Origin of the sequence: Vibrio sp. 1CM23M (assembly GCF_023161755.1) — a bacterium.
Taxonomy (GTDB): Bacteria; Pseudomonadota; Gammaproteobacteria; order Enterobacterales; family Vibrionaceae; genus Vibrio; species Vibrio coralliirubri.
Genome location: NZ_JALNTR010000002.1, coordinates 726,082 through 750,887, shown reverse-complemented (window position 1 = coordinate 750,887; position 24,806 = coordinate 726,082). Strand labels below are relative to the sequence as shown.

General features: G+C 45.5%; 18 protein-coding genes. 11 read left to right on the top strand and 7 right to left on the bottom strand.

Annotation, left to right across the window (positions count from 1 at the left end; all coding sequences use genetic code 11):
- The first annotated feature begins 13 nt into the window (after positions 1-13).
- Both MSG35_RS08680 and MSG35_RS08675 read left to right on the top strand, forming a co-directional pair.
- Entirely contained in the window at positions 14-1,333 is a 1,320-nt protein-coding gene (locus MSG35_RS08680; RefSeq protein WP_248383688.1) for an LssY C-terminal domain-containing protein, read from the top strand.
- Between the two features lie 221 nt (positions 1,334-1,554).
- The gene (locus MSG35_RS08675) at positions 1,555-1,935 is read left to right on the top strand and encodes a VOC family protein (protein ID WP_050652234.1); all 381 of its coding nucleotides are present in this window, start codon (positions 1,555-1,557) and stop codon (positions 1,933-1,935) included.
- A 94-nt stretch (positions 1,936-2,029) separates the two neighbouring features.
- Here the strand turns inward: MSG35_RS08675 and MSG35_RS08670 are convergent, their stop codons facing one another.
- The 4 genes from MSG35_RS08670 to MSG35_RS08655 all read right to left on the bottom strand — a co-directional run bounded on the left by MSG35_RS08670 (position 2,030) and on the right by MSG35_RS08655 (position 6,522).
- The gene (locus MSG35_RS08670) at positions 2,030-3,376 is read right to left on the bottom strand and encodes an ATP-binding protein (protein ID WP_248383687.1); all 1,347 of its coding nucleotides are present in this window, start codon (positions 3,374-3,376) and stop codon (positions 2,030-2,032) included.
- Between the two features lie 103 nt (positions 3,377-3,479).
- Positions 3,480-4,139: a response regulator transcription factor gene (locus MSG35_RS08665; RefSeq protein WP_017060377.1), complete on the bottom strand. Its 660-nt coding sequence runs from the start codon at positions 4,137-4,139 to the stop codon at positions 3,480-3,482.
- 61 nt (positions 4,140-4,200) lie between these two features.
- Positions 4,201-4,599: a membrane protein gene (locus MSG35_RS08660; RefSeq protein ID WP_017066076.1), complete on the bottom strand. Its 399-nt coding sequence runs from the start codon at positions 4,597-4,599 to the stop codon at positions 4,201-4,203.
- A gap of 180 nt (positions 4,600-4,779) precedes the next feature.
- On the bottom strand, positions 4,780-6,522 hold the full coding sequence (locus MSG35_RS08655; protein WP_248383686.1) for a DEAD/DEAH box helicase: 1,743 nt from the start codon (positions 6,520-6,522) through the stop codon (positions 4,780-4,782).
- A gap of 97 nt (positions 6,523-6,619) precedes the next feature.
- On the opposite strand from MSG35_RS08655, the gene rsuA reads away from it, so the two are divergent.
- The 3 genes from rsuA to MSG35_RS08640 all read left to right on the top strand — a co-directional run bounded on the left by rsuA (position 6,620) and on the right by MSG35_RS08640 (position 9,392).
- Positions 6,620-7,315, top strand: coding sequence for a 16S rRNA pseudouridine(516) synthase RsuA (gene rsuA / locus MSG35_RS08650; RefSeq protein WP_017060380.1), 696 nt, complete (start codon positions 6,620-6,622; stop codon positions 7,313-7,315).
- A gap of 200 nt (positions 7,316-7,515) precedes the next feature.
- Positions 7,516-8,733 (top strand): Bcr/CflA family multidrug efflux MFS transporter, encoded by a 1,218-nt coding sequence (locus tag MSG35_RS08645; RefSeq protein WP_048617529.1) that lies wholly within the window; start codon positions 7,516-7,518, stop codon positions 8,731-8,733.
- Entirely contained in the window at positions 8,733-9,392 is a 660-nt protein-coding gene (locus MSG35_RS08640; protein ID WP_010441495.1) for a DUF2913 family protein, read from the top strand. The genes MSG35_RS08645 and MSG35_RS08640 overlap by 1 nt, the downstream gene beginning before the upstream one ends.
- 216 nt (positions 9,393-9,608) lie before the next feature.
- On the opposite strand, the gene MSG35_RS08635 is transcribed toward MSG35_RS08640, so the two are convergent.
- Positions 9,609-11,039 (bottom strand): DUF2867 domain-containing protein, encoded by a 1,431-nt coding sequence (locus tag MSG35_RS08635; RefSeq protein ID WP_248383685.1) that lies wholly within the window; start codon positions 11,037-11,039, stop codon positions 9,609-9,611.
- A 96-nt stretch (positions 11,040-11,135) separates the two neighbouring features.
- On the opposite strand from MSG35_RS08635, the gene MSG35_RS08630 reads away from it, so the two are divergent.
- The 5 genes from MSG35_RS08630 to nhaA all read left to right on the top strand — a co-directional run bounded on the left by MSG35_RS08630 (position 11,136) and on the right by nhaA (position 18,313).
- Positions 11,136-12,509 (top strand): MATE family efflux transporter, encoded by a 1,374-nt coding sequence (locus tag MSG35_RS08630; protein ID WP_059019298.1) that lies wholly within the window; start codon positions 11,136-11,138, stop codon positions 12,507-12,509.
- Positions 12,510-12,631: 122 nt separating this feature from the next.
- Positions 12,632-13,303: an ABC transporter ATP-binding protein gene (locus tag MSG35_RS08625; RefSeq protein ID WP_052878163.1), complete on the top strand. Its 672-nt coding sequence runs from the start codon at positions 12,632-12,634 to the stop codon at positions 13,301-13,303.
- Positions 13,284-15,737, top strand: coding sequence for an ABC transporter permease (locus MSG35_RS08620; protein WP_048609226.1), 2,454 nt, complete (start codon positions 13,284-13,286; stop codon positions 15,735-15,737). Before MSG35_RS08625 ends, MSG35_RS08620 begins: the two co-directional genes overlap by 20 nt.
- Positions 15,727-16,875, top strand: a complete 1,149-nt coding sequence (locus MSG35_RS08615; protein ID WP_050648771.1) for a lipocalin-like domain-containing protein — start codon at positions 15,727-15,729, stop codon at positions 16,873-16,875. Before MSG35_RS08620 ends, MSG35_RS08615 begins: the two co-directional genes overlap by 11 nt.
- Before the next feature lie 274 nt (positions 16,876-17,149).
- Entirely contained in the window at positions 17,150-18,313 is a 1,164-nt protein-coding gene (gene nhaA, locus MSG35_RS08610) for a Na+/H+ antiporter NhaA (protein ID WP_048609224.1), read from the top strand.
- A gap of 242 nt (positions 18,314-18,555) precedes the next feature.
- Here nhaA and MSG35_RS08605 read toward each other — a convergent pair whose 3' ends face one another.
- On the bottom strand, positions 18,556-19,167 hold the full coding sequence (locus tag MSG35_RS08605) for an OmpA family protein (RefSeq protein ID WP_248368215.1): 612 nt from the start codon (positions 19,165-19,167) through the stop codon (positions 18,556-18,558).
- Complete coding sequence (locus tag MSG35_RS08600; RefSeq protein WP_048609222.1) at positions 19,167-20,474, bottom strand: TolC family outer membrane protein; 1,308 nt, start codon at positions 20,472-20,474, stop codon at positions 19,167-19,169. Before MSG35_RS08600 ends, MSG35_RS08605 begins: the two co-directional genes overlap by 1 nt.
- Positions 20,475-20,775: 301 nt before the next feature.
- Between MSG35_RS08600 and MSG35_RS08595 the strand changes: the two genes are divergently transcribed.
- Entirely contained in the window at positions 20,776-24,585 is a 3,810-nt protein-coding gene (locus MSG35_RS08595; protein ID WP_248383684.1) for a VCBS domain-containing protein, read from the top strand.
- Positions 24,586-24,806: the final 221 nt, after the last annotated feature.

Here is a 24,806-nt window from a genome sequence, read left to right as displayed (position 1 = left end):
CATTGAGGTTGTTATGTTTGATGGACTAGGGCTGTTTCTGGGAGCATTGGGTGATGCTCTCATTGGCCCAAACCTATTTGTACCGGGAGAGCCCTTCTTTATCGCAGCGGGCTTTCAACTGTATTCAGGTGCATGGATGGCGTTGGTTTTGGTAATGCTAGGTGGTTTGCTTGGTGACCAAATCAGTTATTTCATTGGTTATAAATACGGTGCTAAGGCGCAACGAAGGCTTATTAAGTTTCGTCCCAAAACCAAAAGGTTAATCGCGCGCTGCCGCTATTTGGTTGCTCGTAAAGGTACATACATCATTCTTTTTGCTCGCTTATTAGGGCCTATCGCTTGGGTAGTGCCATTTATAGCGGGTTCGCATCGTGTACCGTGGCGCAATTTCAGTGTGTTGGCGTTTATCGGCTTGGCCCTTGGTGGAGGGCAGTTCATTGCTTGGGGTATGTTATTGGCGCACGGCGTTGAAAACTTTCCGTGGCTTAATAGCCTTAAGATATTTATCTCTGAGCATAATAGTTTGATAGTTGGTGTGTTCGCGGTATTGGTCTTCACCATTATCGGTTACCGAATGAAGTGGCGACGCTTGGGTCTTAAGTCGAGTGCGCTGTTGTTAGCGTGGGTATTGTTTGCGAATTACGCTCACTTTTTCTGGAAAGCGGATGATTTTCATACTCAGCAAGAGACGGCTCAAATAAACAAAGTAGACTGGAACTCGGTTACCTATAAAGCGTTCCCCGGTAAATCTTCGTTCTATTCAGCACAAGCGATCAACGTAATTTATGTTGGAGCAACCCCAAGAGACTTAATGAAGCAACTAGGCTGGATAGAGAATCAAACCTTCTCTCGAAATGAGATTGAATGGGCTGGTTATCTCGCATTGCTTAGAGACAAAACGCCGCCAGTGTCTGATTTATATTGGCGAGACAAGCCGCAAGATATGGCTTTTCAATTGCCGGGTAATTTGATGAAGCGCAGCCATATTCGCTGGTGGCGCGCAGGTGTTGATATTAAAACTAACCAGCCTCAGTGGTTAGGCGCAATTAGCTATGATGATGGCCTTAAAGTCACTCCTTATTCAGGCATTGTGACCGTCCTTCATAACATTGACCCTAATGTTGATGAAGAGCGAGATCGGCTCGCTAATCAGATACGAACGTCACTACCAGACATCGAGTTAGACAAGTACCCATTGGCAACGGTGGAAGTGATCAATGAAGATCATGACTATTACACTGATGGCCGGGTATTAATGATTGGAGCAACGACCCTTAGTGATAATTCACAAACTTTAGATGTCGCGGTGAACGATATTCAGAGTGATATATAAGGTCGAATCAACGAAACCTTTCTTCGTAGTGCTCTGGTTTTTCTTAGATATCAACAAACTCAAGCCTTGTTTGAACCCTCAATCAAACAAGGCTTTGAATTATCTGCTTGCCATGTTTATCCAAACATCACCTTCTCTTACGCAATGTCTCGGCTATAACTTGTTCTACTTTGACTATGCTCATTAAGGGCGAGTAAGCGGCGAAAGCTAAGGACAACAATATGCAAATGAATCCGATTGGTTGGTTTGAAATTTATGTTGATGATATGTCGAGAGCAAAAGCTTTCTATGAGTCAGTATTTAAAGTGACGCTGGAAAAGTTGAACAATGAAACGGGAATCGATGTTGAGATGTGGGTATTCCCTTGCGAAATGGAGAGTTACGGTGCCACCGGTGCTTTATGTAAGATGTCCGATGTAAAAGCGGGAGGCAACAGCACCATGGTTTATTTCTCTTGTGAAGACTGTGCGATAGAAGCAAGTTTGGCTGCGGCCAATGGCGGCACGTTACAAGTGCCAAAAATGGACATTGGTGAGCATGGTTTTATTAGTGTAGTTAGCGATACAGAAGGCAATATGATTGGGCTACATTCGATGGGCTAATTATGTTGAAGTGAGCAGTTTTCCGTTGAACCGAGATAAAACTAAGCCCTGGCATTACGCTAGGGCTTATTGGTTTCACTTTTACTTAGCTTGTTCAGCCTTTACTTATTTTAAGCACCAGAGAAGCTTTTAAGCCGCCCATTGAGCTCTTACTGAGCGTTAGGCTGCCTCGGTAACTGTGTGCCATTTCATTCACGATGTTAAGCCCTAAGCCTGTTCCTGGTGTGGTTTCATCAAGTCGAACGCCACGTTTGGTCACTTGCTCAAGCTTCTCTTCAGGAATGCCTTGACCATCATCTTCGATCACCAACTCTATGTTGCCATCGTCGAGTTCGTTTGCATGGACACGAATAATGCTGCCCGCCCACTTGTAACTGTTCTCGAGTAGATTACCGACCATTTCATCAAGATCGGTTTTTTCTACCGCTACTTCAATCTCAGAGTCTAGCTCGTTAATCATGGTGACTTCATTGGCGGCATAAACTTTATCAAACGCCATTGAGATAGCTTCGACACGCTCACAAGGTGAAGACTTCACCGAAAGAATGTTCATTGCACCCGCCATACGAGCGCGGCCAAGGTGATAATCGATTTGGCTTTGAATCTGATGAATGGGCTGTTGCAGCTGTGCTTTGTCATCCTCTGGAAGTCGCTCTATCTCATTTTTTAGAACTGAAAGCGGTGTTTTCAACGCATGAGATAAGTTACCCGCGTGGTTACGAGCTCGCTCTAATAGTTCTTGATAGTGGAAGAGCAGGGCATTGAGATCCGAGACTAATGGAGAAACCTCTTTCGGGTAGTTATCGCTTAAGCCTTGTTGCTCACCGTTTCTTAACATCACCAGTTCGCGTTGCATCTTGCTGAGTGGTAATAGCGACCAACTGACTTGAATACCGATCAACATCAGCACGCCAACAAAAAGCAGCATTAAGATCAACCAGACTTGACCAGTCAGTTCGGTCAGTGTCGATTCTAGCGGATCTTCATCGATACCAATGGTGATCGTGACAGGGTCGCTCAATTCAGGCAGGTAGATATCTTGCGCGATGTAAATCAGCTTTTCTTTCTCAGGCCCTTTGACTGATGTGTGAATTGGCGAACGCTTGATGGTGAGGTCTTTATCCCATAGCGAGCGAGATCGAATGATTTGCTCTTGGGTAGCGGCGCGCCAATAAATACCACTGTAGGGTTGGTTGAACCTAGGATCAGACAGACGCTCTGCCATGATCAGGTTGCCACTGTCATTGGTTTCGATATTGGCGGTTAACTCATCCATAGTTAAGCCAAGCTGCTGCTTCATGTCATCGACGAGGTAGTCGTTAACCAACTTCGGAATCCCGACACCTGCCGCTAATATCATCGCACCTAGCCAAAAAGCCGCAGCAAGGAGCAAGCGGCTTTTTAGACTGATGTTTTTAAGTGTTCGTTTCTTTAGATTCATGTATTTCCAGCCTGCCTTTGCTCATCGTAACTTATGGTATTGAGATGATCAGAACAGGCTGTCCACTTAATTGATGGTTGCTCTGCCGTTATTGACGACTGAGCTATTCAGCATTCAGTTGGTAGCCAAGGCCACGAACTGTTTTGATGATCTTTGGTGCGATTTTTTTGCGAATACGACCAATGAACACCTCAACCGTGTTTGAATCACGGTCGAAGTCTTGTTTATAGATGTGTTCAACCAGCTCTGTACGCGAGATAACCTTGTTTTGGTTATGCATGAAGTACGCGACAACTTTATATTCTAGAGCGGTTAGACTAACCGCTTGGCCTTGCCACAACACTTTAGAACTGCGTGTGTCTAGGCTTAGATCACCGATTTGAAGTATCGGAGCAGCACTGCCTGATGCTCGGCGCAGTTGAGCTCGGATACGGGCAATCAGCTCGACCATCTCAAATGGCTTAGTTAGGTAGTCATCAGCACCGGCGTTCAAGCCCTCAACACGTTGAGTTAGCGTGTCACGAGCACTTAAGATAATCACTGGCGTGTTGATGTTTTCGTCTCGAATGCCTTTTAATACCGTTAGGCCGTCAAGCTTAGGTAAACCTAAATCGAGGACAATCGCGTCCCATTCTTCTGACGTTGCACGGTAGAGTGCGTCGATACCATCTTGAGAAAGCTCTGGAACCCAGTCGGCTCCCTCAAGTGTTTCAATAATTTGTTGGCCCAAACGAGGCTCGTCTTCAACGACTAAAATTTTCATAATTGTTCTTCTTAATTCTTGTAATGACTGTTCGTCGTGCTTAGCTCTTCGTAGTACGTAACTAGTCGCCGTGTTTAATTGCGTCTTTAAAGTTACGGCCTTTGATCATAAGCATTTCTAACGTCTCAGCGTTGTATTCGACTTTGATGATGTTGTTTTGGTAATTGATTTTTAGTTCATACACCCAAATGTCGTCATCTTCTTCTAGTTCTACTTTAATGATTCTGCCATGAAGATCGTTTTCAACCGCCGCATACATTTCTGAGAAAGGGCGAATGTAGCCTTCTCGTACGGCTTCATAGACTTCGTCTTGATCTTCTTCAAATTCGATGCTGGTTCCTGCTTTGTGAACGTCCTGCACTAATTCATGACCATTATGATGTGAGTCAGCCCATGCACCAGCAGAAACAAATAAGCCTAAGCTTATAGAAAACAAAGAAATCATAGCTTTACTAAACATAGCGAATCCTAGAGAAGGTTGATAGCGTTCAGTATAAAAAAGTAATTCTGAACAGAAAGTGAACCTGATTAATAATGAGAATTTGATACCGAAAAACTTAACGCTTAAATGGTGCAGGCTTTAATACATAAGATTAATTGCCGAGTGTTAAGAACGTAAGACTTACTTTTATTCTTAACCTTAACGCTGCTGTAGTTCGTCTTCGAATATCTTGTCTCTCATTTTCCAAAAGCGTCCGACCTTACGTGCAATCACGAATTGAGGTGGGCGGAATCTATGTTGGTGAGCAACCACTTTCGTTGGTGAGGCTTCTTCAAAAGGGCGATGTCTGTCTGCAAGGTGAGGGCGAACAAATTGGTCTTTGAAGTTCTGCTTCTGCTTTTTGGTGGTTAATGACCAAAACTCATGCACTTGCGCTTGGTTTTCACCACGGTAAGTGACTTTAAGCTGCGATTTCCCCTTCTCGTCTTTGAGCACGTTTAGGTCCATTTCTAAACATTCAAATACCAAGGCATCTTTTAGATTCAGCGCTTCTTTCAGCTTTTTGTCTGGGTCGACTAAGGTTGCATCGCATTCATGGCAAATGCGCGCGGCAATGTCGTTGTCCGCACCACATTCACCGCAATATTTTGCTCGGAAACGATAGTTGCAGTGTTCGCGTTCGCCAGTGTCTTCATCGGTAAAGTAGCCTTGGCATTTACGACCAAAGTGCTCGAGTAAGAAGCCATTGCTGTCTAGCTTGCCCCAAAAGTTATTATTGAAGCCGCACGCCGGGCAAGGGATGGTGATGATTTCACTGTCTGAATCGGGTTTAGGGTCGCCCACTTCAGGTTGGTAAAGGTCGTAACTGTTGCCCGCATAGTCGAGCACCAAACATTCTTTCTTACCTGGAGATAGGCGTAAGCCACGGCCAACGATTTGTTGATACAAACTGATGGATTCTGTCGGCCGTAAAATCGCGATTAAATCGACGTGTGGCGCATCAAAGCCTGTGGTTAATACCGACACGTTAACCAAGAACTTGATTTTACGTTCTTTGAAGTCGCTGATTATTTGGTCACGCTCGAACGTCGGTGTGTCACCAATCACAATTGAAGCTTCACCTGCTGGCAATAAGCCGAGGATCTCTTGCGCGTGTCGAACGGTCGCAGCGAATACCATGATGCCTAGCTTGTCTTGGGCTAGATGAATAATCTGTTCGACAATCTGCGGAGTCGCGCGTTTCGATTGCTCGATAACCATGTCGAGTTCAGCTTCTTTGTAGCGACCAGTGCTCGCGGGCTTTAATTGGGAGAAGTCATAGCTCAGTACAGGCGCATCGATCATGCGAGCAGGAGTTAAGAAACCTTCGTCGAGCAGGTAACGAATCGGCAGCTCAAAAATACAGTCGCGGAAGAAGCGTGGCTCATCTGAACGTACTTGACCGCGAGTGTGGTATTGATAAATCCAACCCATCCCAAGACGATACGGGGTAGCCGTTAATCCAAGCACTTTGATGCCAGAATTATTCTCGCGTAAGTGAGTGATGACTTTCTGATAACTACTGGTCTTTTCATCGGGAACACGGTGGCATTCGTCGATAACCAACAGTGAAAATTGGTTAGAAAACGAATCGAGATTTCGAACCACAGATTGCACCGAAGCAAACACGACTTGTTGGTCGGTCTCTTTGCGTCCTAAACCCGCAGAGAAAATCGAGCCTTTCAGCCCGTAACCTTCATACTTTTCATGGTTCTGTTCAACCAACTCTTTTACGTGAGCAAGTACCAACACTCGACCTTTCGCAAGCCTTGCTAATTCTGCAATCACAAGGCTTTTTCCTGCACCTGTCGGAAGCACGAGAACAGCCGGAGTTTGGTGTTTTCTGAAGTAATGAATCACTGATTTTACAGAATCAGCTTGGTACGGGCGGAGTGTATACATATCGCGTCTTGTAGGGTAGAAAACAAATAGTGTGAAATAGCTCAACTAATTGAGCAAAGGTGACTATAATACCCGACTTAGATTAGTTGAGGTATTCATGCGTTTAGATAAATTTCTGTGCGATGCATTAGGCGTCACTCGAAGAGAAGCAACACACTTATTAAAATCCAAGGCAGTGACAGTAAATGATGTCATTCAAAAAAGCGGTTCACTCAAGGTAACTGAAGAGTGCGTTGTGGAATGGCAAGGCAATGAACTGAATGTTCACGGCCCACGTTACATCATGCTTTATAAGCCAGAAGGCTTTGTTTGTTCGCATGAAGATGGCGCAAATCGTATCGCGTTTGAATTACTTGATGAAATCAAAATGGACAAGCTGCACTTTGCTGGCCGTCTAGATATTGATACAACAGGTCTTGTGTTGATTACCGACGATGGTAAGTGGTCTCACCGTATCACTTCGCCAAAGCATAAGTGCGAGAAGACGTACCGTGTGTGGTTGGTTGAACCTGTTGAAGACGATTACGTTGAAAAATTCAAAGAGGGCATCCAGCTTAAGAGCGAAGATGGCCTAACACTTCCTGCACACCTAGAAGTTCGTGCAGAGCGTGAAGTGCTGCTAACGATTCACGAAGGCAAATACCACCAAGTTAAACGTATGTTTGCGGCACTTGGTAACAAGGTAGAAGCACTACACCGTGAACGTATTGGCGAAATTGAGATGGACGAATCTTTAGAGTTAGGTGAATACCGTTACCTAACGCAAGAAGAAGTCGATTCAATCTGGAAGTAGTCCTTAGCTAGAAGTTGCTCTTAACAAGAAATTGTTCTTAGCAAGAAACAACTTTTGCTGGAAATAACCCTTTCGTTGTAAAGCCGACCATGGATAGCGTCGGCTGATGATGTTGACTGGTACTAGGAAAGTCTCAGCCAATCTTTGACTCGCGTACTCACGCTAGTCCCTAGCTCTATCAGTTGAACATTCGGAGAACCATGCAAACATCGACCTCACAGAGCCCAAGCTCCCAACCAGAAACCCCTCAATTAGGCTTAATGCTGTTTTTGATTCTTGGTGCGATTGGTGCACTTACTCCGCTAGCCATTGATATGTATCTGCCGGCGATGCCGACCATTGCTAAAGATCTTGGTGTGACGGCGGGTGAGGTACAAATCACGCTAACAGCTTATACCGCAGGTTTCGCGTTGGGGCAGTTGCTGCATGGCCCGTTGGCGGATAGCTATGGTCGCAAGCCTGTATTGCTTATTGGTGTGTTCTTGTTTGCTATCGCTTCTATGGTGAGTGCGACAACACACGGTATTGAAGCGCTGACTTACATCCGTACCGCTCAAGGTTTTGCTGGTGCTGCGGCGGCCGTTATCATCCAAGCGGTGGTAAGAGACATGTTCGATCGTGAAGATTTCGCAAGAACCATGTCTTTCGTTACTTTGGTGATGACAGTTGCGCCATTGGTTGCTCCGATGATTGGCGGTTACTTAGCGTTGTGGTTTGGCTGGCGTTCAATTTTCTGGGTACTGGCTATCTTTGCGGTGATCGTGATTCTAGCGGTATCGATGAAGATCCCAGAAACGCTTCCTGCAGAAAACCGACAACCATTGCGCTTTAAAACAACGATTCGTAATTACGCTCGACTGTGTAAGAACCCAACGGCGATGGGCCTGATTTTCTCTGGTGCATTCTCTTTTTCAGGGATGTTTGCGTTCTTAACGGCAGGTTCATTCGTTTACATCGATATCTATGGCGTTCGCCCTGATCTGTTTGGCTATCTGTTTGGCTTGAATATTGTTGCTATGATCTTGATGACGAGCATCAACGGTCGAATCGTTAAGAAAGTGGGCTCTCACGCTATGCTCAGAGTCGGTTTAACCATTCAACTGTTTGCGGGCTTAGGTCTGTTAGTCGGATGGATGTTAGATATTGGTTTGTGGGGTATTGTGCCATTCGTGATGCTGTTTATCGGCACACTGTCTACCATTGGTAGTAACTCAATGGCACTACTTTTAAGCGGATACCCGAATATGGCCGGCACAGCTTCTTCGCTTGCAGGCACATTAAGATTTGGTACTGGTTCTGTGGTGGGGGCAATTGTTGCCATGCTACCAAGTGACACTGCAGGGCCAATGGCTATGATGATGGCAGCATGTGCAATACTGTCAGCATTACTATATTGGACATTAGGAAAGAAGGCATAATGTCAAAATACTATATTGAAATTCAGAAGTTAGTGAACGATGCGCTGGGCGAGCTATATGCTCTGCATAAGTCTGGCAAAGCGATCGACGCGCCTATCGCGAACAACCTTTATCTTGTTCGTTGGGTAACAAAAGCGATTAAATCTCAAGCTTATGATCGCGTGATTGTGCCTGACTTAGTTCGCTGGCAGAAACAGGGTCGCTCAAAAGGCAACAACTCTGATTTAACTTTTACCTTTAAACGCATTTCTGCGTTTTACGGACGTTTTTTCCCTGAAGGCGAAGAGCCTAAAGCGCTAAAAGACAGTGATGTTGAAGCATTTATGGACAAAATGTACGAGATGGGTTGGAGCGTATCGAGTGAAGACGAGCTAACGACTGGCGGCAAGATTCAATTCTTTACCGATGGCGAGCACTCTTTTGCTTTATGTGGCAAACAGTGCGATGACTCTTTCGACGGTGAGTTGATGGTTAAGCCGATGAACTGGTTTGTTCGTGGCAACCACGCTGAGTTCATCCAAGCGGCGATGGAAGCGGGTTTCATGCTTCACAAAGTAACGGACTATAAGTCTGCAGTGAAGTATCACGGTGAATACATCGTTTACCCTGCTAACCAAGGCAACCAATTGGCTGAGATCCCAATTAGCGTTATTGGCTAGTAGCGGATTCGGCATACGAGATGAAAGATACGAAGAGCGGAATTATCCGCTCTTTTTTTGCCTCTCATAGCGCGTGTCGCTAATTTGCTGTTAAGTCTTTTCGCATCCCGTTACCCGAATCTCGTATCCGTTTTCATCTGTTCGCATCTCGACACTCGAATCCTGCATCTGCTTTTAATCTTTTCGCATCTCGTTACTCGAATTCCGTATCAGCTTCTAATCTTGCTCTTTAGCTTGCTTCTCTATCGCCTTCACCATGCCTTTAAAAATAAATAGGTGAGCTGGCATCATTGCGAACCAATACAGTAATCCTAGAAAGCCCTTTGGATGCCACCAAGCCGAGATGTTTAGCTCGCGAGAATCACCGTGGTCAGAGACGGTAATTTCAAGTCGCCCTAAACCGGGCCCTTTCATTCCAAATAGTAGAGATAAAAACTGGTTTTCTTCACAACGAATAACCTTCCAAGAGTCGATCTTGTCACCGACTTTTAGATTGGGTCCTTCTGGCATTTGACGAACAGGTACGCCGCCACCGAAAAGGACATCCAACCATTCGCGTGTGCGCCATAAAGCGTTAGCGAAGAAGTAACCTTGTTTCGGGCTGCCTATCTGTTGAGCCACGTGCCAGAGCGATTCTAATGACGCACTTGAAGTGATACTTGCACCTGTTTTCTTCGGGTAATAACCGTATCCCGCTTGCCAGCGTTTGAATGCGGTTTTATCAAAGCCCCACACATTGCTTTTGACAAAGTTTCCTTCAGCGTGAATGGCTTGTTCAACCATGCTCTCGAACGAGATAAGCTTCTGAGGGTACTTTTCTCTGATGGTGGTCGAATTGGCGATGAAGTCGTGCTTTAAGCCTGCAAGCAGCGCTCTGCCTATGTTGGACGGCACAGAAGTCACCACACCTAACCAATATGAAGCAATCTTTGGTGTCAGTAGCGATGTCGCCCACAGCCTGAGTGGACGATCGGCAGTTTTGGCAATATGAGCAAACTGGTTTCGGTAAGAGACGATATCCGGCCCACCAACTTCGAAGATTTGGCTTTCTATAGGCGTGTCTTGTGCTAGCTTCAGCAGATAGTGGTTCAGGTTCTGCAATGCGATAGGGTTTGCTTTAGAGTCGACCCACTTTGGCGCAATCATGATAGGCAAGTTGTACACGAAATCTCGCATGATCTCGAATGCCGCTGAGCCGGGGCCTATGATGACGCCTGCTTGAAGCTCGGTAACTGGAACTGGCCCTTTACGAAGCAGTTCGCCGGTTTTCTTTCTCGCTTGAAGGTGTTCTGAATCGCCAGTCTGAGGCTGTAAAGAGCTCAGGTAGATGACGTGTTGATTCTTTGGGCCAAGAGCAGAAACAAAGTTACGGGCTAAGTTCAGCTCATAATCGATAAAGTCGTGACCTTCTGCCATGCCATGGACGAGAAAGAAGATAAGATCAAAGTCGGGAACTAATGCTTGTGTCGCGGCTTGATCGGCCAGATCAAGATACTCAAGCGATAAGTTTTCGTGAGGCTCGGTCCGTGCCTTTAAATAGTCGATATGCCTTGCTGCTGCCGTGACTTGATAGCCTTGCTCAAGCAGGAGAGGGAGGAGTTGCGAACCAACATATCCAGAAGCGCCTAAAACCAGTACTTTCTTCATTGTTACTCCATTTATATCTGTGGTTAAAAACCGAACATTGATATAATAGCGCGATATTTATCTTTATCCATCAATACGTTCCGTTTAGGTCTCTCTATGTTGCTCTCTTCAATTATTCATCACACACGAGGTGATTTTGTTCGCAGGCTTATTGCGATTGCACTGCCTATCACCTTGCAGAGCATTATGTTTTCAAGCCGAGGCTTGGTGGATGTGTTGATGTTGGGCCAACTTGGCGAAGCAGACATTGCAGCTGTGGGTGTGGCGAGCCGAGCGATGTTCGTGACGACCATTATGCTGGTGGGTGTCACTACAGGCGGCGCTCTTCTTACTGCTCAATATTGGGGCGCGGGTAACAGACAAGGTGTGAGAGAAAGTACTGCGTTGACGTGGCTGGTTTCGACACTGTTTGCATTACTGACCATTGCGTTTTTCGTTTCATTTCCTGCACAAATCATGGGCGTGACGACTGACTCTCAAGAGGTCATTAACTTAGGCGTTGAATACATCGTAATTACCTCATTTAGCATGCTAGCGGTATCGTGTGTCAGCAGTATGGCTGTAGGTTTGAGAGCGATGCACAAACCCGGGCTAAGCACCTTCTTCAGCGGTATCGGCATCCTGTCTAATGTGTTCTTAAACTGGGTACTGATCTTCGGTAACTTAGGCTTTCCTGCGCTTGGAATCAAAGGTGCGGCGATTGCGACGGTACTGAGTGGCGCGATTGAAGTCGCGACTTTGTTTGGTTATCTCTATTTCTCTAAGCATTTGTTAGCTTTTAAGTTCTGCGATATTAAAGCGGCAGCTTCGATCGATAAGGTGATTCGCTTCTTGAAGCTGTCTCTGCCGACCACGTTTAACTTCTTAGCATGGGCGGGGGGGTTGTTTGCTTACCACGCGATCATGGGACAATCGGGCGTTCAAGGTCTGGCTGCGCTGTCAGTAATGACGCCGGTTGAGTCTATCTCATTGAGTTTATTGATTGGTCTATCGAATGCGGCAGCGGTTCTAGTGGGTAACCAGCTTGGCGCGAAAAATAATGAAGCGGTTTACTATCAAGCACTTGGCTTAACAATTCTGTGTTTCTTAACCAGTATCGTTGTAGCCGTTTTTCTCTACTTCGTTCAAACGCCAATACTTAATGCCTTCAGCGCATTGACGGAAGAAACCAGAGCCCTCTCAGAGAAATTCATTCTGATCCTCAGTGTGGGTATTGTCATTCGCTCGGTGCCATTGACTGTGATCGTTGGGGTGTTGAGAGCGGGTGGTGATGTGAAGTTTTGCCTCTATCAAGATTTGATTGCTCAGTGGGTGATCGGTATCCCATTGGCAGCCATTGCGGCTATTTATTTAAAGTTTCCACCGGAATGGGTATATCTGCTTTTTCTAACGGAAGAAGTCCTCAAGTGGGGCGGGTCGCTATATCGCATGAAAACAAGAAAATGGATTAAAAACTTGATAGGAAGTTGAAGTAGGGCGCACCAATCGCATCACTTTATCGTTGGCGTGTGATCTATCTTTCAAAATACTTCCTCCTAACAGGGAATTAGTGTAGATTCTCCTTCCAAATTCTAACTAATGCGAGCTGTTTAATGTTAAAGCTGTCAGACCTATGTAAAGGCTATGTCGATGGGGGGGAGTTTCACCCTGTTTTGCAAGGTGCTGAATTAACATTAAACCAAGGTGACCAGCTGGCATTAATGGGAGAAAGCGGTTCAGGTAAAAGTACGTTACTGAATCTTATCGCGGGTTTAGACCTAGTTGATTCAGGTGAAATTACTTTCCCTCACTTCAATATGCACGACTCAACCGAGCGTGACCGCACCGCTTATCGCAGAAACAACATTGGCCATATTTTTCAGCAATTCAACTTACTGCCAACGTTAAACATTGCCGATAACATCCGTTTTTGCCGCCAGTTAAAAGGCTTACCTGAAGACAAAGGCCTCTGGAGACAGATTCTCTCTGCTTTAGATCTTATGCCTTTACTTGGCCGTTACCCTGAAGAAGCGTCTGGTGGCCAACAACAACGTGCGGCCATTGCGCGTGCGCTGTATATGGAACCAAAAATATTACTGGCCGATGAGCCGACCGGTAGTTTAGATGAGCGTAATGCAGAAGCGGTAATGCGTTTGCTGACCTCTTTGGCTCGTCAATTAGAATGTACGTTGCTGTTGGTAACACACAGTGAAAAAGTAGCTCTGCACATGGATGGTAGGATCCGTCTACAAGGAGGGCAACTGCATGTTATGGCCCGTAGTTAAGGCACTACTCGGTCACTATCGACGTTACCCACTGCAGATTATTTTGGTATGGCTTGGTTTAACCCTCGGCGTATCACTTTTGGTTGGTGTTACTGCTATCAACCAACACGCCAAGCAAAGCTATGCGCATGGTGAAAAACTCTTTTCGAATCCTCTTCCTTACCGTATTCGACCAAAACACAACGCCAATAAAATCCCGCAAGGCTTTTATATCCAGCTTCGCCGTGAAGGCTTTCAACAGTGTTCTCCTCTTGATCACCATCGTATCACTGATGAAAATGGCGCAAACTTCATGGTTGTCGGCATAGACCCTGTCTCTATGCTTCAGCTACAACCTGGTATTGCGTTAAAAGATCTCACCGCTTTGAACCTCATGAAGCCACCATATCCAATCCTTGTCAGTGATGATCTTGCTGAACACATGGAATGGCACAACGGTGATTACATCCCTTTGATGGATGGTTCTGAACTTGGTCCTGTGGTTGTTGATCAAAATAATATGATTAATGGTACAAGGTTGATTGCGGATATCTCCTTGCTCCGAATGCTTAAACGCAGTGCGGGGCTTTCAGTGATTGCTTGTTCAGACATGCCCACCGAGAAGTTTGAACGTCTTAAAAACATGTTACCCAATGGTTTGACGATCTCTCGTAGCTCTAAGGCAGAACTTGAGTCGCTAACCAGTGCGTTCCATTTAAATCTAAAAGCGATGGGTATGCTGTCGTTTGTGGTCGGCTTATTCATTTTCTATCAGGCGATGTCGTTGTCGTTTATTCAGCGCCAACCGTTAGTCGGAATCTTAAGACAAACAGGTGTATCGGGCTGGCAATTGGCTAAAGCGCTGTGCTTAGAATTGCTGATATTGGTCGTACTGAGCTGGATCTGCGGTAATGTATTTGGGGTCATGTTAGCCAACCAATTATTACCAGCGGTATCTTCAAGCTTAGGCGACTTATACGACGCCAACGTTGGCTTAACGATCGACTGGAATTGGCGATGGAGCGGCTACAGCTTATTGATGGCATTACTTGGTGCGTTCTTAGCGTGTGCTTGGCCATTGGTGCGCTTGCTTAGATCGCAACCGATTCGTTTGACCTCTCGCTTATCTTTGATGCGCTTTGCGGGTACTGAGTTTACTTGGCAAGCCTTGATTGGCTGTGGCTTCTTAGTTGCCGCTGTCGCCGTGTATCAAGCCCCTCAGACTCAAGAAACGGGTTTTGCGATTATTGCGCTAATGCTGATCAGTGTGGCGCTATTTACCCCGTTTTTGATGTGGAAGTTATTTAATAGCCTCTCTTATTCGTTGCGCTGGGTTCGTGCTCGCTGGTTCTTTGCTGATGCAGCTTCCAGTATGAGCTACCGTGGCGTGGCGACGATGGCCTTTATGTTGGCCTTAACAGCCAATATTGGTGTAGAAACCATGGTTGGTAGCTTTAGAGATACCACCGATAAATGGCTAACGCAGCGCTTGGCAGCCGATCTTTATATCTACCCAACCAACAATGCCGCTGCTCGTATGAGTAATTGGTTATCCGATCAACCTGAAGTGGATTCGGTTTGGTGGCGTTGGGAGAAAGATGTTGCGTCTCCAGTTGGTAGCATTCAGGTGGTCAGTACAGGTCCTTCTGAAGGCGAGCTAGAAGCGCTGACGATCAAATTAGGTATTCCTAATTACTGGTATCACTTACATCACTCTAAAGGTGTGTTGATCAGTGAATCGATGTCTCTCAAGCTGGGGATTCGTCCTGGCGACTACATCGACCTCTATGACAGTCTCGGTTCTGGTTGGCAGGTTGTCGGTGTTTATTATGATTATGGCAACCCTTACCATCAAGTCATGATGTCGCATCGAAACTGGCTGTATGGGTTTGCAGGGCGGGGTAATGTCGGCCTTGGGGTAATACTCAAAGACGATGTGAATTCACTAGGGCTTCGCGGCCGATTAGAAAGTGTATTCAGGCTTGGCTCTGAGCGTGTGTTCGATAACAACAATATTCACAGTCAAGCTATGCGGGTGTTCGATAGGACGTTCGCGATTGCAGATACACTAGGTAACATCACCTTGGTTATCGCCGTCTTCGGTATCTTCTTCGCGACGGTTGCGGGTGAAGTATCTCGCCAAAGGCATATTTCCTTGCAGCGCTGTTTGGGTGTCTCGGCGAAAGAGCTGATCCTGACAGGTAGTTTGCAGCTGTTTGTGTTTGGGCTTATTTCCTCCTTAATTGCGATTCCGCTTGGATTAGCGCTAGCGAGTTTAATCGTTGATATCGTGATCAAGCAGTCTTTTGGGTGGTCACTCGAATTACAAGTGATTCCTTGGGACTATCTGCAGACATTTGCATGGGCCATGGCAGCATTGATGCTAGCTGGTGCTTTACCAGTGATGAGAATGATTCGGAACACTCCGATGAAGTCACTGAGGGATGCGCTTTAGTATGTTTTTACGGAATACCTCAACTAAGTTAAGACAACGAATCTTGTCTTCTCTGCTATTAATCAGTTTCTTCGGCATCTTTTTAAGTGTTTGGGGTTATTACTCCTATTTCATCGATCCTGGTGAAAAGGGCATGAATGAAGTTAACTCAATATTGGTTAATGAACACTTCAATGTGTTCGAGCCTGTTTTGCCAGACCGTAATGTTTCTCTACCACAAGATTTTAAGTTCCACCCAGAGTTTCAGCACGAGTGGTGGCATTACTTCGCGTCTTTGAAAGGTGATGATGGTAAAGACTATTCGGTCCAGTGGAGCTTTTTCCGTATCGCAACGGACGAACGTGAAACTCCGGGGTGGCAAAGCCCTCAAGTCTATATCTCAAATGTAGTGGTCTCTTCTAAATCCAAAGTATGGAAAGAACAGCGCATGGCTCGTGGCGGCATTGGCCAAGCGGGAATGACTAATCGTCCATTCAGGCTTTGGATTGATAACTGGAACTGGCGTGCACTCGGCAACACCCCATTCCCAGGGCGCCTTCAAGTGCAAACTGATACGTTTGGACTTGAGCTAGACACCATTGCAAAAGGGCCCTATGTGCTCAACGGCGATAACGGTTATCAGAAAAAGCACGACTTATTGCCTGTCGCGTCTTATAACTTCAGCGCTCCGTTTTTATCGTTGAGTGGTGTGTTGAACCTAGACGGCGTTACCAAGGAAGTAGAAGGAACAGCGTGGGTACATAAAGAGTGGGGCAGTGGCTTACTTGGAGTGGGTCAACAAGGTTGGGATTGGTTTGTGTTTAACCTCGATGACGGCACAGCGTTGAGCATTAACCGTTACCGTCATAACCAACAGCTGCCTTACGTATTCGGTACCTTGGCAACGCGCTCAGGCAAAGTTTACCAGTTAACGGAATCCGACATTTCCATTCAACCGTTGCAAAATACAACGTTGATGAATGGAAGACGGATGCCTTTGCAGTGGATCATTAACGTCCCTAAGCATGATATCAACCTCACAACGCGTATTATACGCAGGGATATGTGGCTTCCTTTTGTCATACCATATTGGGAAGGGCCGATTAAGGCGAGCGGGAGTCATGAAGCGACAGGCTTTATGCAGTTAACTGGCTACTAAAAAACACCTAAGGCTATCATTTGATAGCCTTTTTTTATGCCTGTGACTTTTAGCCACCCCAATGAATTGTGCATACAGGTTCGATGATCTCATCTATACTTAATTTATGGTGCATAACAACATTATGGAATATACGACGTATTGTTTAGTATTTGTAGGAAAAACCGAAGTTAAACATCCGAAGAAGTGATTATCTATCAATTAAACTTGGATATAAACTCGTGGTTATTCTTTGTTATTCGTTTATTTAAATAATAAATATAAGGGCGAAATCATGACCGACGTCATCCGTGACTTCTTTAAAATGGAATCTGCTGGCGGCATCATACTAGTCATCGCTGCGGCGATCGCAATGTTTGTAGCAAACTCACCACTGAACGAAATGTACCAAGGTGTACTTCATAGTTACGTTCTTGGTATGTCTGTGTCTCACTGGATTAACGATGGCTTAATGGCTGTCTTCTTCCTTCTAATCGGCTTAGAAGTTAAGCGCGAACTTTTAGAAGGCGCATTAAAGTCTAAAGAGACAGCAATCTTCCCAGCTATCGCAGCTGTGGGTGGTATGCTTGCTCCTGCACTTATTTACGTGCTATTTAACTCAAGTAACCCTGAAGCGCTTCAAGGTTGGGCTATCCCAGCAGCGACTGATATCGCATTCGCATTGGGTATCATGGCTCTTCTTGGTAACCGTGTACCGGTAAGCTTGAAGGTATTCCTGCTAGCACTGGCAATTATCGATGACCTAGGTGTTGTTGTTATCATTGCACTGTTCTACTCAGGCGACCTATCAACGCTTGCACTTACAGTTGGCTTCATCGCGACTGGTGTGTTGTTCATGCTAAACAACAAGCATGTGACTAAGCTGAGCGTTTATCTCATTGTTGGTGCAATTCTGTGGTTCGCAGTATTGAAGTCTGGTGTTCACGCAACATTAGCAGGTGTAGTAATCGGTTTTGCTATTCCACTGAAAGGTAATAAAGGGGAGCGTTCTCCGCTGAAACACTTAGAGCATGCTCTGCATCCATACGTCGCTTTTGCAATCTTGCCAATTTTCGCATTTGCAAACGCAGGTATCTCACTAGAAGGCATCTCAATTTCAAACCTTACAGGCATGCTACCGCTTGGTATTGCTATGGGTCTATTGGTTGGTAAGCCACTGGGTATCTTCCTATTCAGCTGGGGTGCTGTGAAAACCGGCGTAGCTAAGCTTCCTGAAGGTGTGAACTTCATGAACATCTTCGCGGTATCTGTGTTGTGTGGTATTGGCTTTACGATGTCTATCTTTATCTCGTCACTGGCATTTGGTCCAACGAACGCAGATTTTGATACGCTTGCTCGATTAGGTATCCTGATGGGCTCAACGACGGCAGCTATCTTAGGTTACTTCCTGCTAAGTATTTCTCTACCGAAAACTAAGCATCAAGAAGTAAAACTATAATCGGTAGTAGGCTCGCTTAATAGGGAGCCTACTCACTGAGTAACAAGTCAACTTCTGAGCAGCAAGAAGAGTCACAGAGTCTCTCTCGACTCATGTGACGATAAAGAACAAAAAAGCCGTGATGTGCAACCCTATCACGGCTTTATTGATCTTATAACTAAGCTGCTGTTGTTCGAACACTCGCTCTTGCTCTATATCATAGCTATATTTACATCATCGAAATCCACAGTGACAATGTCACGCTATTTTTCAAGCGTGGTAAATATGGTCCACTCCTCGACGATTTGTTCACTTAACCCTACCACAGTCGCTGTTACCTTACGGTTCAATGCGTGTGAAGTAGGGTCGTCGCCATCGCTTTCTAGGCGCTCTTCACCATAGCCGACAATTCGCACTCGCTCTGGTTCGATACCATTCGACAGTAACTCGTCTTGAACATTGTTTGCTCGTCTCTTTGATAGGTCTAAGTTGTACTCGTTAGAACCCACTTTACTCGCATAGCCTTGTATTTCAATCGAGGCACTTTTGTAGGTTTCAAGAAACTCTGCCATGGTGCTGATCTGGTCTGAGAAGATCGGGTTCACTTCAAATGAGTCATGAGCAAAGAGTATTTTTAGCTGTCTGACTTCTTCCGCACGAATCGTTTCTCCACAACCATCATTGTCGACTTGTGATGTCTCAGGCGTACCTGGACATATATCACGAGCGTTCACCACACCATCTCTATCATCGTCTTGCAGGTCTGCAATCTGTTCTGCTTCAGGTGTCTCGATATAAGCCTCTTCCTGCTGGTTTGAACAGGCAAATAAAGTCATCGTTAACACGGGAAGTAATAAGTAAGGTATTTTCATCATTAATACTCCACGGGCGTAGTCCACTCTTCTGGAATGTCGACCAGTAGAGCGTTCAATAAAGAACCTGTAGCGTTCATCACACGGTACTTAGCGTACTGCTCTGAATAGTGGGCATCTAGGTAATCTTTACGGGCTTCAAATAGTTCGTTCTCAGTGTTGAGTAAGTCAAGCAAAGTACGTTTGCCTATTCGGTATTGTTTTTCATATGCGATAACAGTTTCCGAAGCTGAGTCAACATGGTCGGATAGAAAGTTCTTTTGTTGTAACGTTAGATCCAATGCACTCCACGAGAGGCGAAGACCTTCTTCCACCTGACGATAAGCTCGATCTCTCAGATCTTTTGCTTTGTTCAGTTGGTATGCCGCAGCTTCTGAATTAGCACTGTCTGTTCCGCCGTTGTACAAGTTATATCTCATGCGAAGCATCGCGAGGGTCTCTTGACTAGAGCCTTCATCGCCACCTGCATCATCACGCCATGACTGAGATGCTTCAATAGAGAAGGTAGGGTAGTTCACGCCCTTTGACTGTTTGTATTGGAAGTGGGCTGAATCGACATCTGCGTTTGCAACTTTGATCACTGGGTGTTGGTCTAATGCATCAACAATGGCGTCCGTTAACGACAAAGGAATTTGAGAAATATCGGCTCTTGGGTAAATCAAGCCTAAAGGTTCTTGACCAACCACTCGTCTAAATTGGGTGTGTGTATCGATCAAATTATTCTGTGCGGCCAATAAGTTACCGTGAGCTTTTGCTATCCTAGCTTCAACTTGCGACACATCCGCAGTTGAACCTATTCCGGAGTTAGCCCGTTTCTTAATGTCTTTATAGATTTTTTTGTGTATTGAAAGGTTACTTTCAGACAGTGCCAGCACTTCAGTGGCCTTCACTGCATCTAGATATATTTGGGTCACCTCCAAGGCTTTGTCTTCGGCGTCTGCGATCAATTGCAAGCGAACCGACTCAGCTTCTGCGGCGGTACGATCAATGTCGTACAGAGTCGCGGAACCATCCCACAGCAATTGAGTGAGGGAGATCGTAGCTTCCTTTCGTGTTAGATCCGTATCGGGACCGTTGTTTGGTGCAGGGTTTATACCTTCATAACCAATACCGGCGTCAAGGTCGATACTTGGCTTGTATGCTCCTCCTGAGGCATCGTTACGTTTTCGCACGCTCACATATTCGTTGAAGATGCTTTTTATCTCTGGATTCGTTGCCAAGGTAATAGCAACAGACTGTTCCAGAGTCTGAGCGGCGAGTGGTGTTGCAGCAACTAAGCAGCATAAGATGGATAATTTAAACAATTTCAAAGTAGCTCTCCTTCTACTTTCAATGTCTCATCCGTTTCCCAACCTACGTTTATCGCTGAATTGAGAGAAGGGTATTAAACGAAGCTTAGGACATTTGCAAAAAAATGCGAAGTTTGTAGGTTTTTTTTTGAATGTAAGTCGCTATTGCTATTGACTAATTTAAAAAGTACCAGATTTACCAACTTTTAGTGAGTTGATTATCAATAGTGCCACTACTAGATTTATTGTAGGAAATAGCCACAGCGCAGGGTGGGATTGGTTCCGCGTTTGGCGTGTTCTGGGCAGAAGTGGGAATATGGATATGGGAAACATCAACCTAAATATACTAGGCCTTGTTAGCGGGAGCGTAGTGCTCGACGCTCAAGGTCAAGTTAGACGTTTGTCTCCGGGCGAACAACCAGCCGCTAGCGACGTAATTATCAGTTTTGATACTAGTGAAGAGAGTGTACCAAGTGTTTCTGCACGTTTTGTAGATAACCAGGGCCAACAAAATGTGCTAGACACTGATGATGCGATCGCTCAAGTTCAGCGTGCTATTGAAGAAGGATTTGATCCAACAGAACTAGGAGATGAGTTTGATACTGCTGCTGGTGAAGAAGGCTCGAGTTTGACCAACAGCGGTAGGATTGAACGTACTGGAGCTGAAACTCAAGCCGCCACGAATTTTGAAACTGAAGGGTTTGAGTCTCAAGGATTGTCAGAAACTCAAAGTATTGCTCTTTTTGATATCATCGCTTTTGCGCTTATTTCAGGTGACACTAACGTTATTGAGTTTGAGCAGGATGAACCAATTGAGACAGGCGGCGCCTTAATCAGCGATGATCCGGACGTTACCTTTATTGGCAAAGAGGTCGCTGGAGATAATGATCTCGGTACCTTTGTTGTAAACGAAGATGGTACTTGGACTTTCGTGGCCAACAGTCCTTATGATGAGCTTGCCGATGGCGAGCAAATTCAAGACACGACGACAGTACAAACCTCCGATGGAAGCGAACAAGTCATCACTGTAACGATAATCGGTACTGATGATGCGGCTGTAGCCACTGATGACTCAGGCAGCGTGACCGAGGACATCGATGTAGATGACATCACCAATCAATTGGTGACGTCTGGTCAGATCGTGATTACAGATGTAGACAGCGACACTCCCACCTTTTCAGCTGATGGTGAGTTTAACCTCGTAGGTTCAACAAACGACTCACAGCTAGGCATATTGAGCATCGACCCCGACGGTGCGTGGACTTACGTAGTTAACAACGATGATGTTCAGTACTTGGATGACGATGAGTTCGTAACCGAGGTTTATACCGTGACAGCAAGTGACGGTACCACGAGCGAAGTGACCATTACTATTAACGGTGCAGATGATCCATCTGATATAACCGTTGGCGAAGGTGATTCAGACACAGGTGAAGTGACTGAGGATGTGGATGTTGACCTAGAGAGCAACAACTTAATAACTTCTGGGACACTAACCATCACCGATGTCGACGATAACGATGTCGCTGCTTTTCAACCAAACGGTGTGTTTAATCCTGAAGGCTCAACCAATGATACCGCGTTAGGTATGTTGACCATAACCGATGATGGCGAATGGACGTACGTCGTAGATAACGATGATGTGCAATACCTTGACGACGATGAGTTCGTTACCGAGGTTTACACGGTTACTGCAATAGACGGAACCACGAGCGAAGTGACCATTACTATTAACGGTGCCGATGATCCGTCCGAGATTACCGTAGGAGAAGGTGACTCTGATATGGGTGAGGTGACGGAAGATGTCGACGTTGATCCTGAGAGTAACGACTTGATGGCGACGGGAACATTGACGATCACTGATGTTGATGCCAATGATGTTGCGGCTTTTGAACCCAACGGAATGTTTAATCCGGAAGGTTCGACCAATGAGACCGCATTGGGTATGTTGACCATAACCGATGATGGAGCATGGACGTATGTCGTAGACAACGATGATGTGCAATATCTTGATGACGATGAGTTCGTTACCGAGGTTTACACGGTTACTGCGATAGACGGAACCACAAGTGAAGTGACCATCACCATCAACGGTGCCGATGATCCGTCTGAGATAACCGTTGGTGAAGGTGATTCTGACATGGGTGAGGTGACGGAAGATGTCGATGTTGATCCTGAGAGTAATGACTTGATGGCGACGGGAACACTGACAATAACCGATGTAGATGCTAACGATGTCGCTGCTTTTCAACCCAATGGTACGTTTAATCCAGAAGGCTCAACCAATGAGACCGCATTGGGTATGTTGACCATAACCGATGATGGAGCATGGACGTATGTCGTAGACAACGATGATGTGCAATATCTTGATGACGATGAGTTCGTTACCGAGGTTTACACGGTTACTGCGATAGACGGAACCACAAGTGAAGTGACCATCACCATCAACGGTGCCGATGATCCATCTGAGATAACCGTTGGTGAAGGTGATTCTGACATGGGTGAGGTGACGGAAGATGTCGATGTTGATCCTGATACCAACGAGCTTTCAGCGTCAGGTACTTTAACGATTACTGATGTCGACACGAGTGACATGCCCGCCTTTAAACCTAATGGTGTGTTTACCCCGATTGGGTCTACTTATGCTCTTGCTCTGGGTATGTTAACGATTACTCCGGAGGGGGCGTGGAGTTATGTCGTTGATAACGATGCGGTTCAATACTTGAATGATGATGACGTGGTTATTGAGCGATATGTCGTAACCGCTATCGATGGTGTTGAGCATGTTATCGAGATAACAATCAATGGTGTCAACGATGCGCCTGAAGCGACGAGCTTTACGGTCGTCAATGATGAGGACGCGGTCATACCAATCCTTTTCGATTCTGAAGATGGTGGTATGCCTGATTACATCTCAGATATAGAAGATGACCATGATGACATTCCACTTAATATTAGGATAGAAAGCTTGCCAACCAACGGCAGCCTTTTGTATACCGATGAAAATGGCGTCACGAGAGAAATCGTTCAGTCTGATGTTGATAACGGTGTGTTGTTTGTTCCGAACAATATCAGTTTTGTTGCTGGACCTGGAGAGATGTTTGAAATGGGCTTCAGTGGTGATCCTGAGGATATGCCAGAGCTTGTTGATGGTTTCTATAATTGGGGTGTGGAAGTTTCACCAACAGAGAGACTTATTACGCTAGATAACGGTAATACGATTACACTAACGATCGAAGATAACAATAATAAACCGTTGAAACAGTATCAAGGTGAACAACCTCATGTTGGCTTTGGTATTGGTGATACTGATGGTAGAGGTATGAACAAACAGGAGACCTTGGTCCTCGACTTTACTAATAATCCATTAGAGGTTGTTGATTTTGGTTTAGATGGGTTGGGTGGTTCATTTAACACTGATAGTAATGTTTATGTTGAAGTGCTCTATACCTTTGCTGATGGCACTACTCAGACGGAGCAATATCAAAAAGATCCAGGAGATACAGGGAATAGCCAAATTCTGTATGATTTTAGTTATTCTTCACCAGACAATCCGATTGTTGGGATGGAGCTGTCATCGACAGGGGGCAGTTGGGAGTTACGCTATGTCCAAGGTAACGAGGCAGTAACCGAAGATCCGCAGTTTGATTATGTCGCAGTCGATTCTAATGGTGCAGAAAGCACGGTAGAGACGGTCACTATAGATATCGAAGATCCGCAGCAATATAACGTTATTAGTGCTGCGAGTAATGAACCTTTGTATGCCGAGTCAGGCAACGATCTGCTTATTGGAGATAGCGGAGACAACATCTTCACTTGGCTAGACTCTGCGCTCGACAACGGTACTGATATTATTAAAGATTTCGAGCTTTATACAGGTGGTTCTGGGGATCTGATTGACCTCAATGATTTGGTCGAAGACCCTCAAGATGAGACTCAAATGGCAGAGTTACTTGATGCGATAGAGGTCTCTGTCGACGGAGAAGATATCGCGTTGTCCATTCCAATCAATGGAGGTGATGATGTCCAAACTATCGTTGTTGAGGGGATTGCGACTGAACTGGGTGGTTCGGTTGACCTAGGTAATGACCTAGCCGTGCTGGGAGAGCTGATAAAAAATGATGCTGCTTAATTAGATAATGTGAAAGGTTCTAACGTTTAACGTAAGAAAAGCCCTCGATTTCGGGGGCTTTTTTGTGTCGAGTACCCGCTAAAGAAAAGGTATCGGAACAACACACAAAAAAAAGCCCAAACCAACGTGGTTTGGGCGGATACAAGTATAGGAGTTAATAAGGAAAATGCAGTAATTAAGAAAGCAGTGAGAAGAACAAGTTTGACGGCCTGTTAAACTTC

Bases quoted from the DNA above. Each gene is read 5' to 3' on its own strand.
- MSG35_RS08680 (WP_248383688.1), top strand. From the start codon at position 14: ATGTTTGATGGACTAGGGCTGTTTCTGGGAGCATTGGGTGATGCTCTC.
- MSG35_RS08675 (WP_050652234.1), top strand. From the start codon at position 1,555: ATGCAAATGAATCCGATTGGTTGGTTTGAAATTTATGTTGATGATATG.
- MSG35_RS08670 (WP_248383687.1), bottom strand. From the start codon at position 3,376: ATGAATCTAAAGAAACGAACACTTAAAAACATCAGTCTAAAAAGCCGC.
- MSG35_RS08665 (WP_017060377.1), bottom strand. From the start codon at position 4,139: ATGAAAATTTTAGTCGTTGAAGACGAGCCTCGTTTGGGCCAACAAATT.
- MSG35_RS08660 (WP_017066076.1), bottom strand. From the start codon at position 4,599: ATGTTTAGTAAAGCTATGATTTCTTTGTTTTCTATAAGCTTAGGCTTA.
- MSG35_RS08655 (WP_248383686.1), bottom strand. From the start codon at position 6,522: ATGTATACACTCCGCCCGTACCAAGCTGATTCTGTAAAATCAGTGATT.
- rsuA (WP_017060380.1), top strand. From the start codon at position 6,620: ATGCGTTTAGATAAATTTCTGTGCGATGCATTAGGCGTCACTCGAAGA.
- MSG35_RS08645 (WP_048617529.1), top strand. From the start codon at position 7,516: ATGCAAACATCGACCTCACAGAGCCCAAGCTCCCAACCAGAAACCCCT.
- MSG35_RS08640 (WP_010441495.1), top strand. From the start codon at position 8,733: ATGTCAAAATACTATATTGAAATTCAGAAGTTAGTGAACGATGCGCTG.
- MSG35_RS08635 (WP_248383685.1), bottom strand. From the start codon at position 11,039: ATGAAGAAAGTACTGGTTTTAGGCGCTTCTGGATATGTTGGTTCGCAA.
- MSG35_RS08630 (WP_059019298.1), top strand. From the start codon at position 11,136: ATGTTGCTCTCTTCAATTATTCATCACACACGAGGTGATTTTGTTCGC.
- MSG35_RS08625 (WP_052878163.1), top strand. From the start codon at position 12,632: ATGTTAAAGCTGTCAGACCTATGTAAAGGCTATGTCGATGGGGGGGAG.
- MSG35_RS08620 (WP_048609226.1), top strand. From the start codon at position 13,284: ATGTTATGGCCCGTAGTTAAGGCACTACTCGGTCACTATCGACGTTAC.
- MSG35_RS08615 (WP_050648771.1), top strand. From the start codon at position 15,727: ATGCGCTTTAGTATGTTTTTACGGAATACCTCAACTAAGTTAAGACAA.
- nhaA (WP_048609224.1), top strand. From the start codon at position 17,150: ATGACCGACGTCATCCGTGACTTCTTTAAAATGGAATCTGCTGGCGGC.
- MSG35_RS08605 (WP_248368215.1), bottom strand. From the start codon at position 19,167: ATGATGAAAATACCTTACTTATTACTTCCCGTGTTAACGATGACTTTA.
- MSG35_RS08595 (WP_248383684.1), top strand. From the start codon at position 20,776: ATGGGAAACATCAACCTAAATATACTAGGCCTTGTTAGCGGGAGCGTA.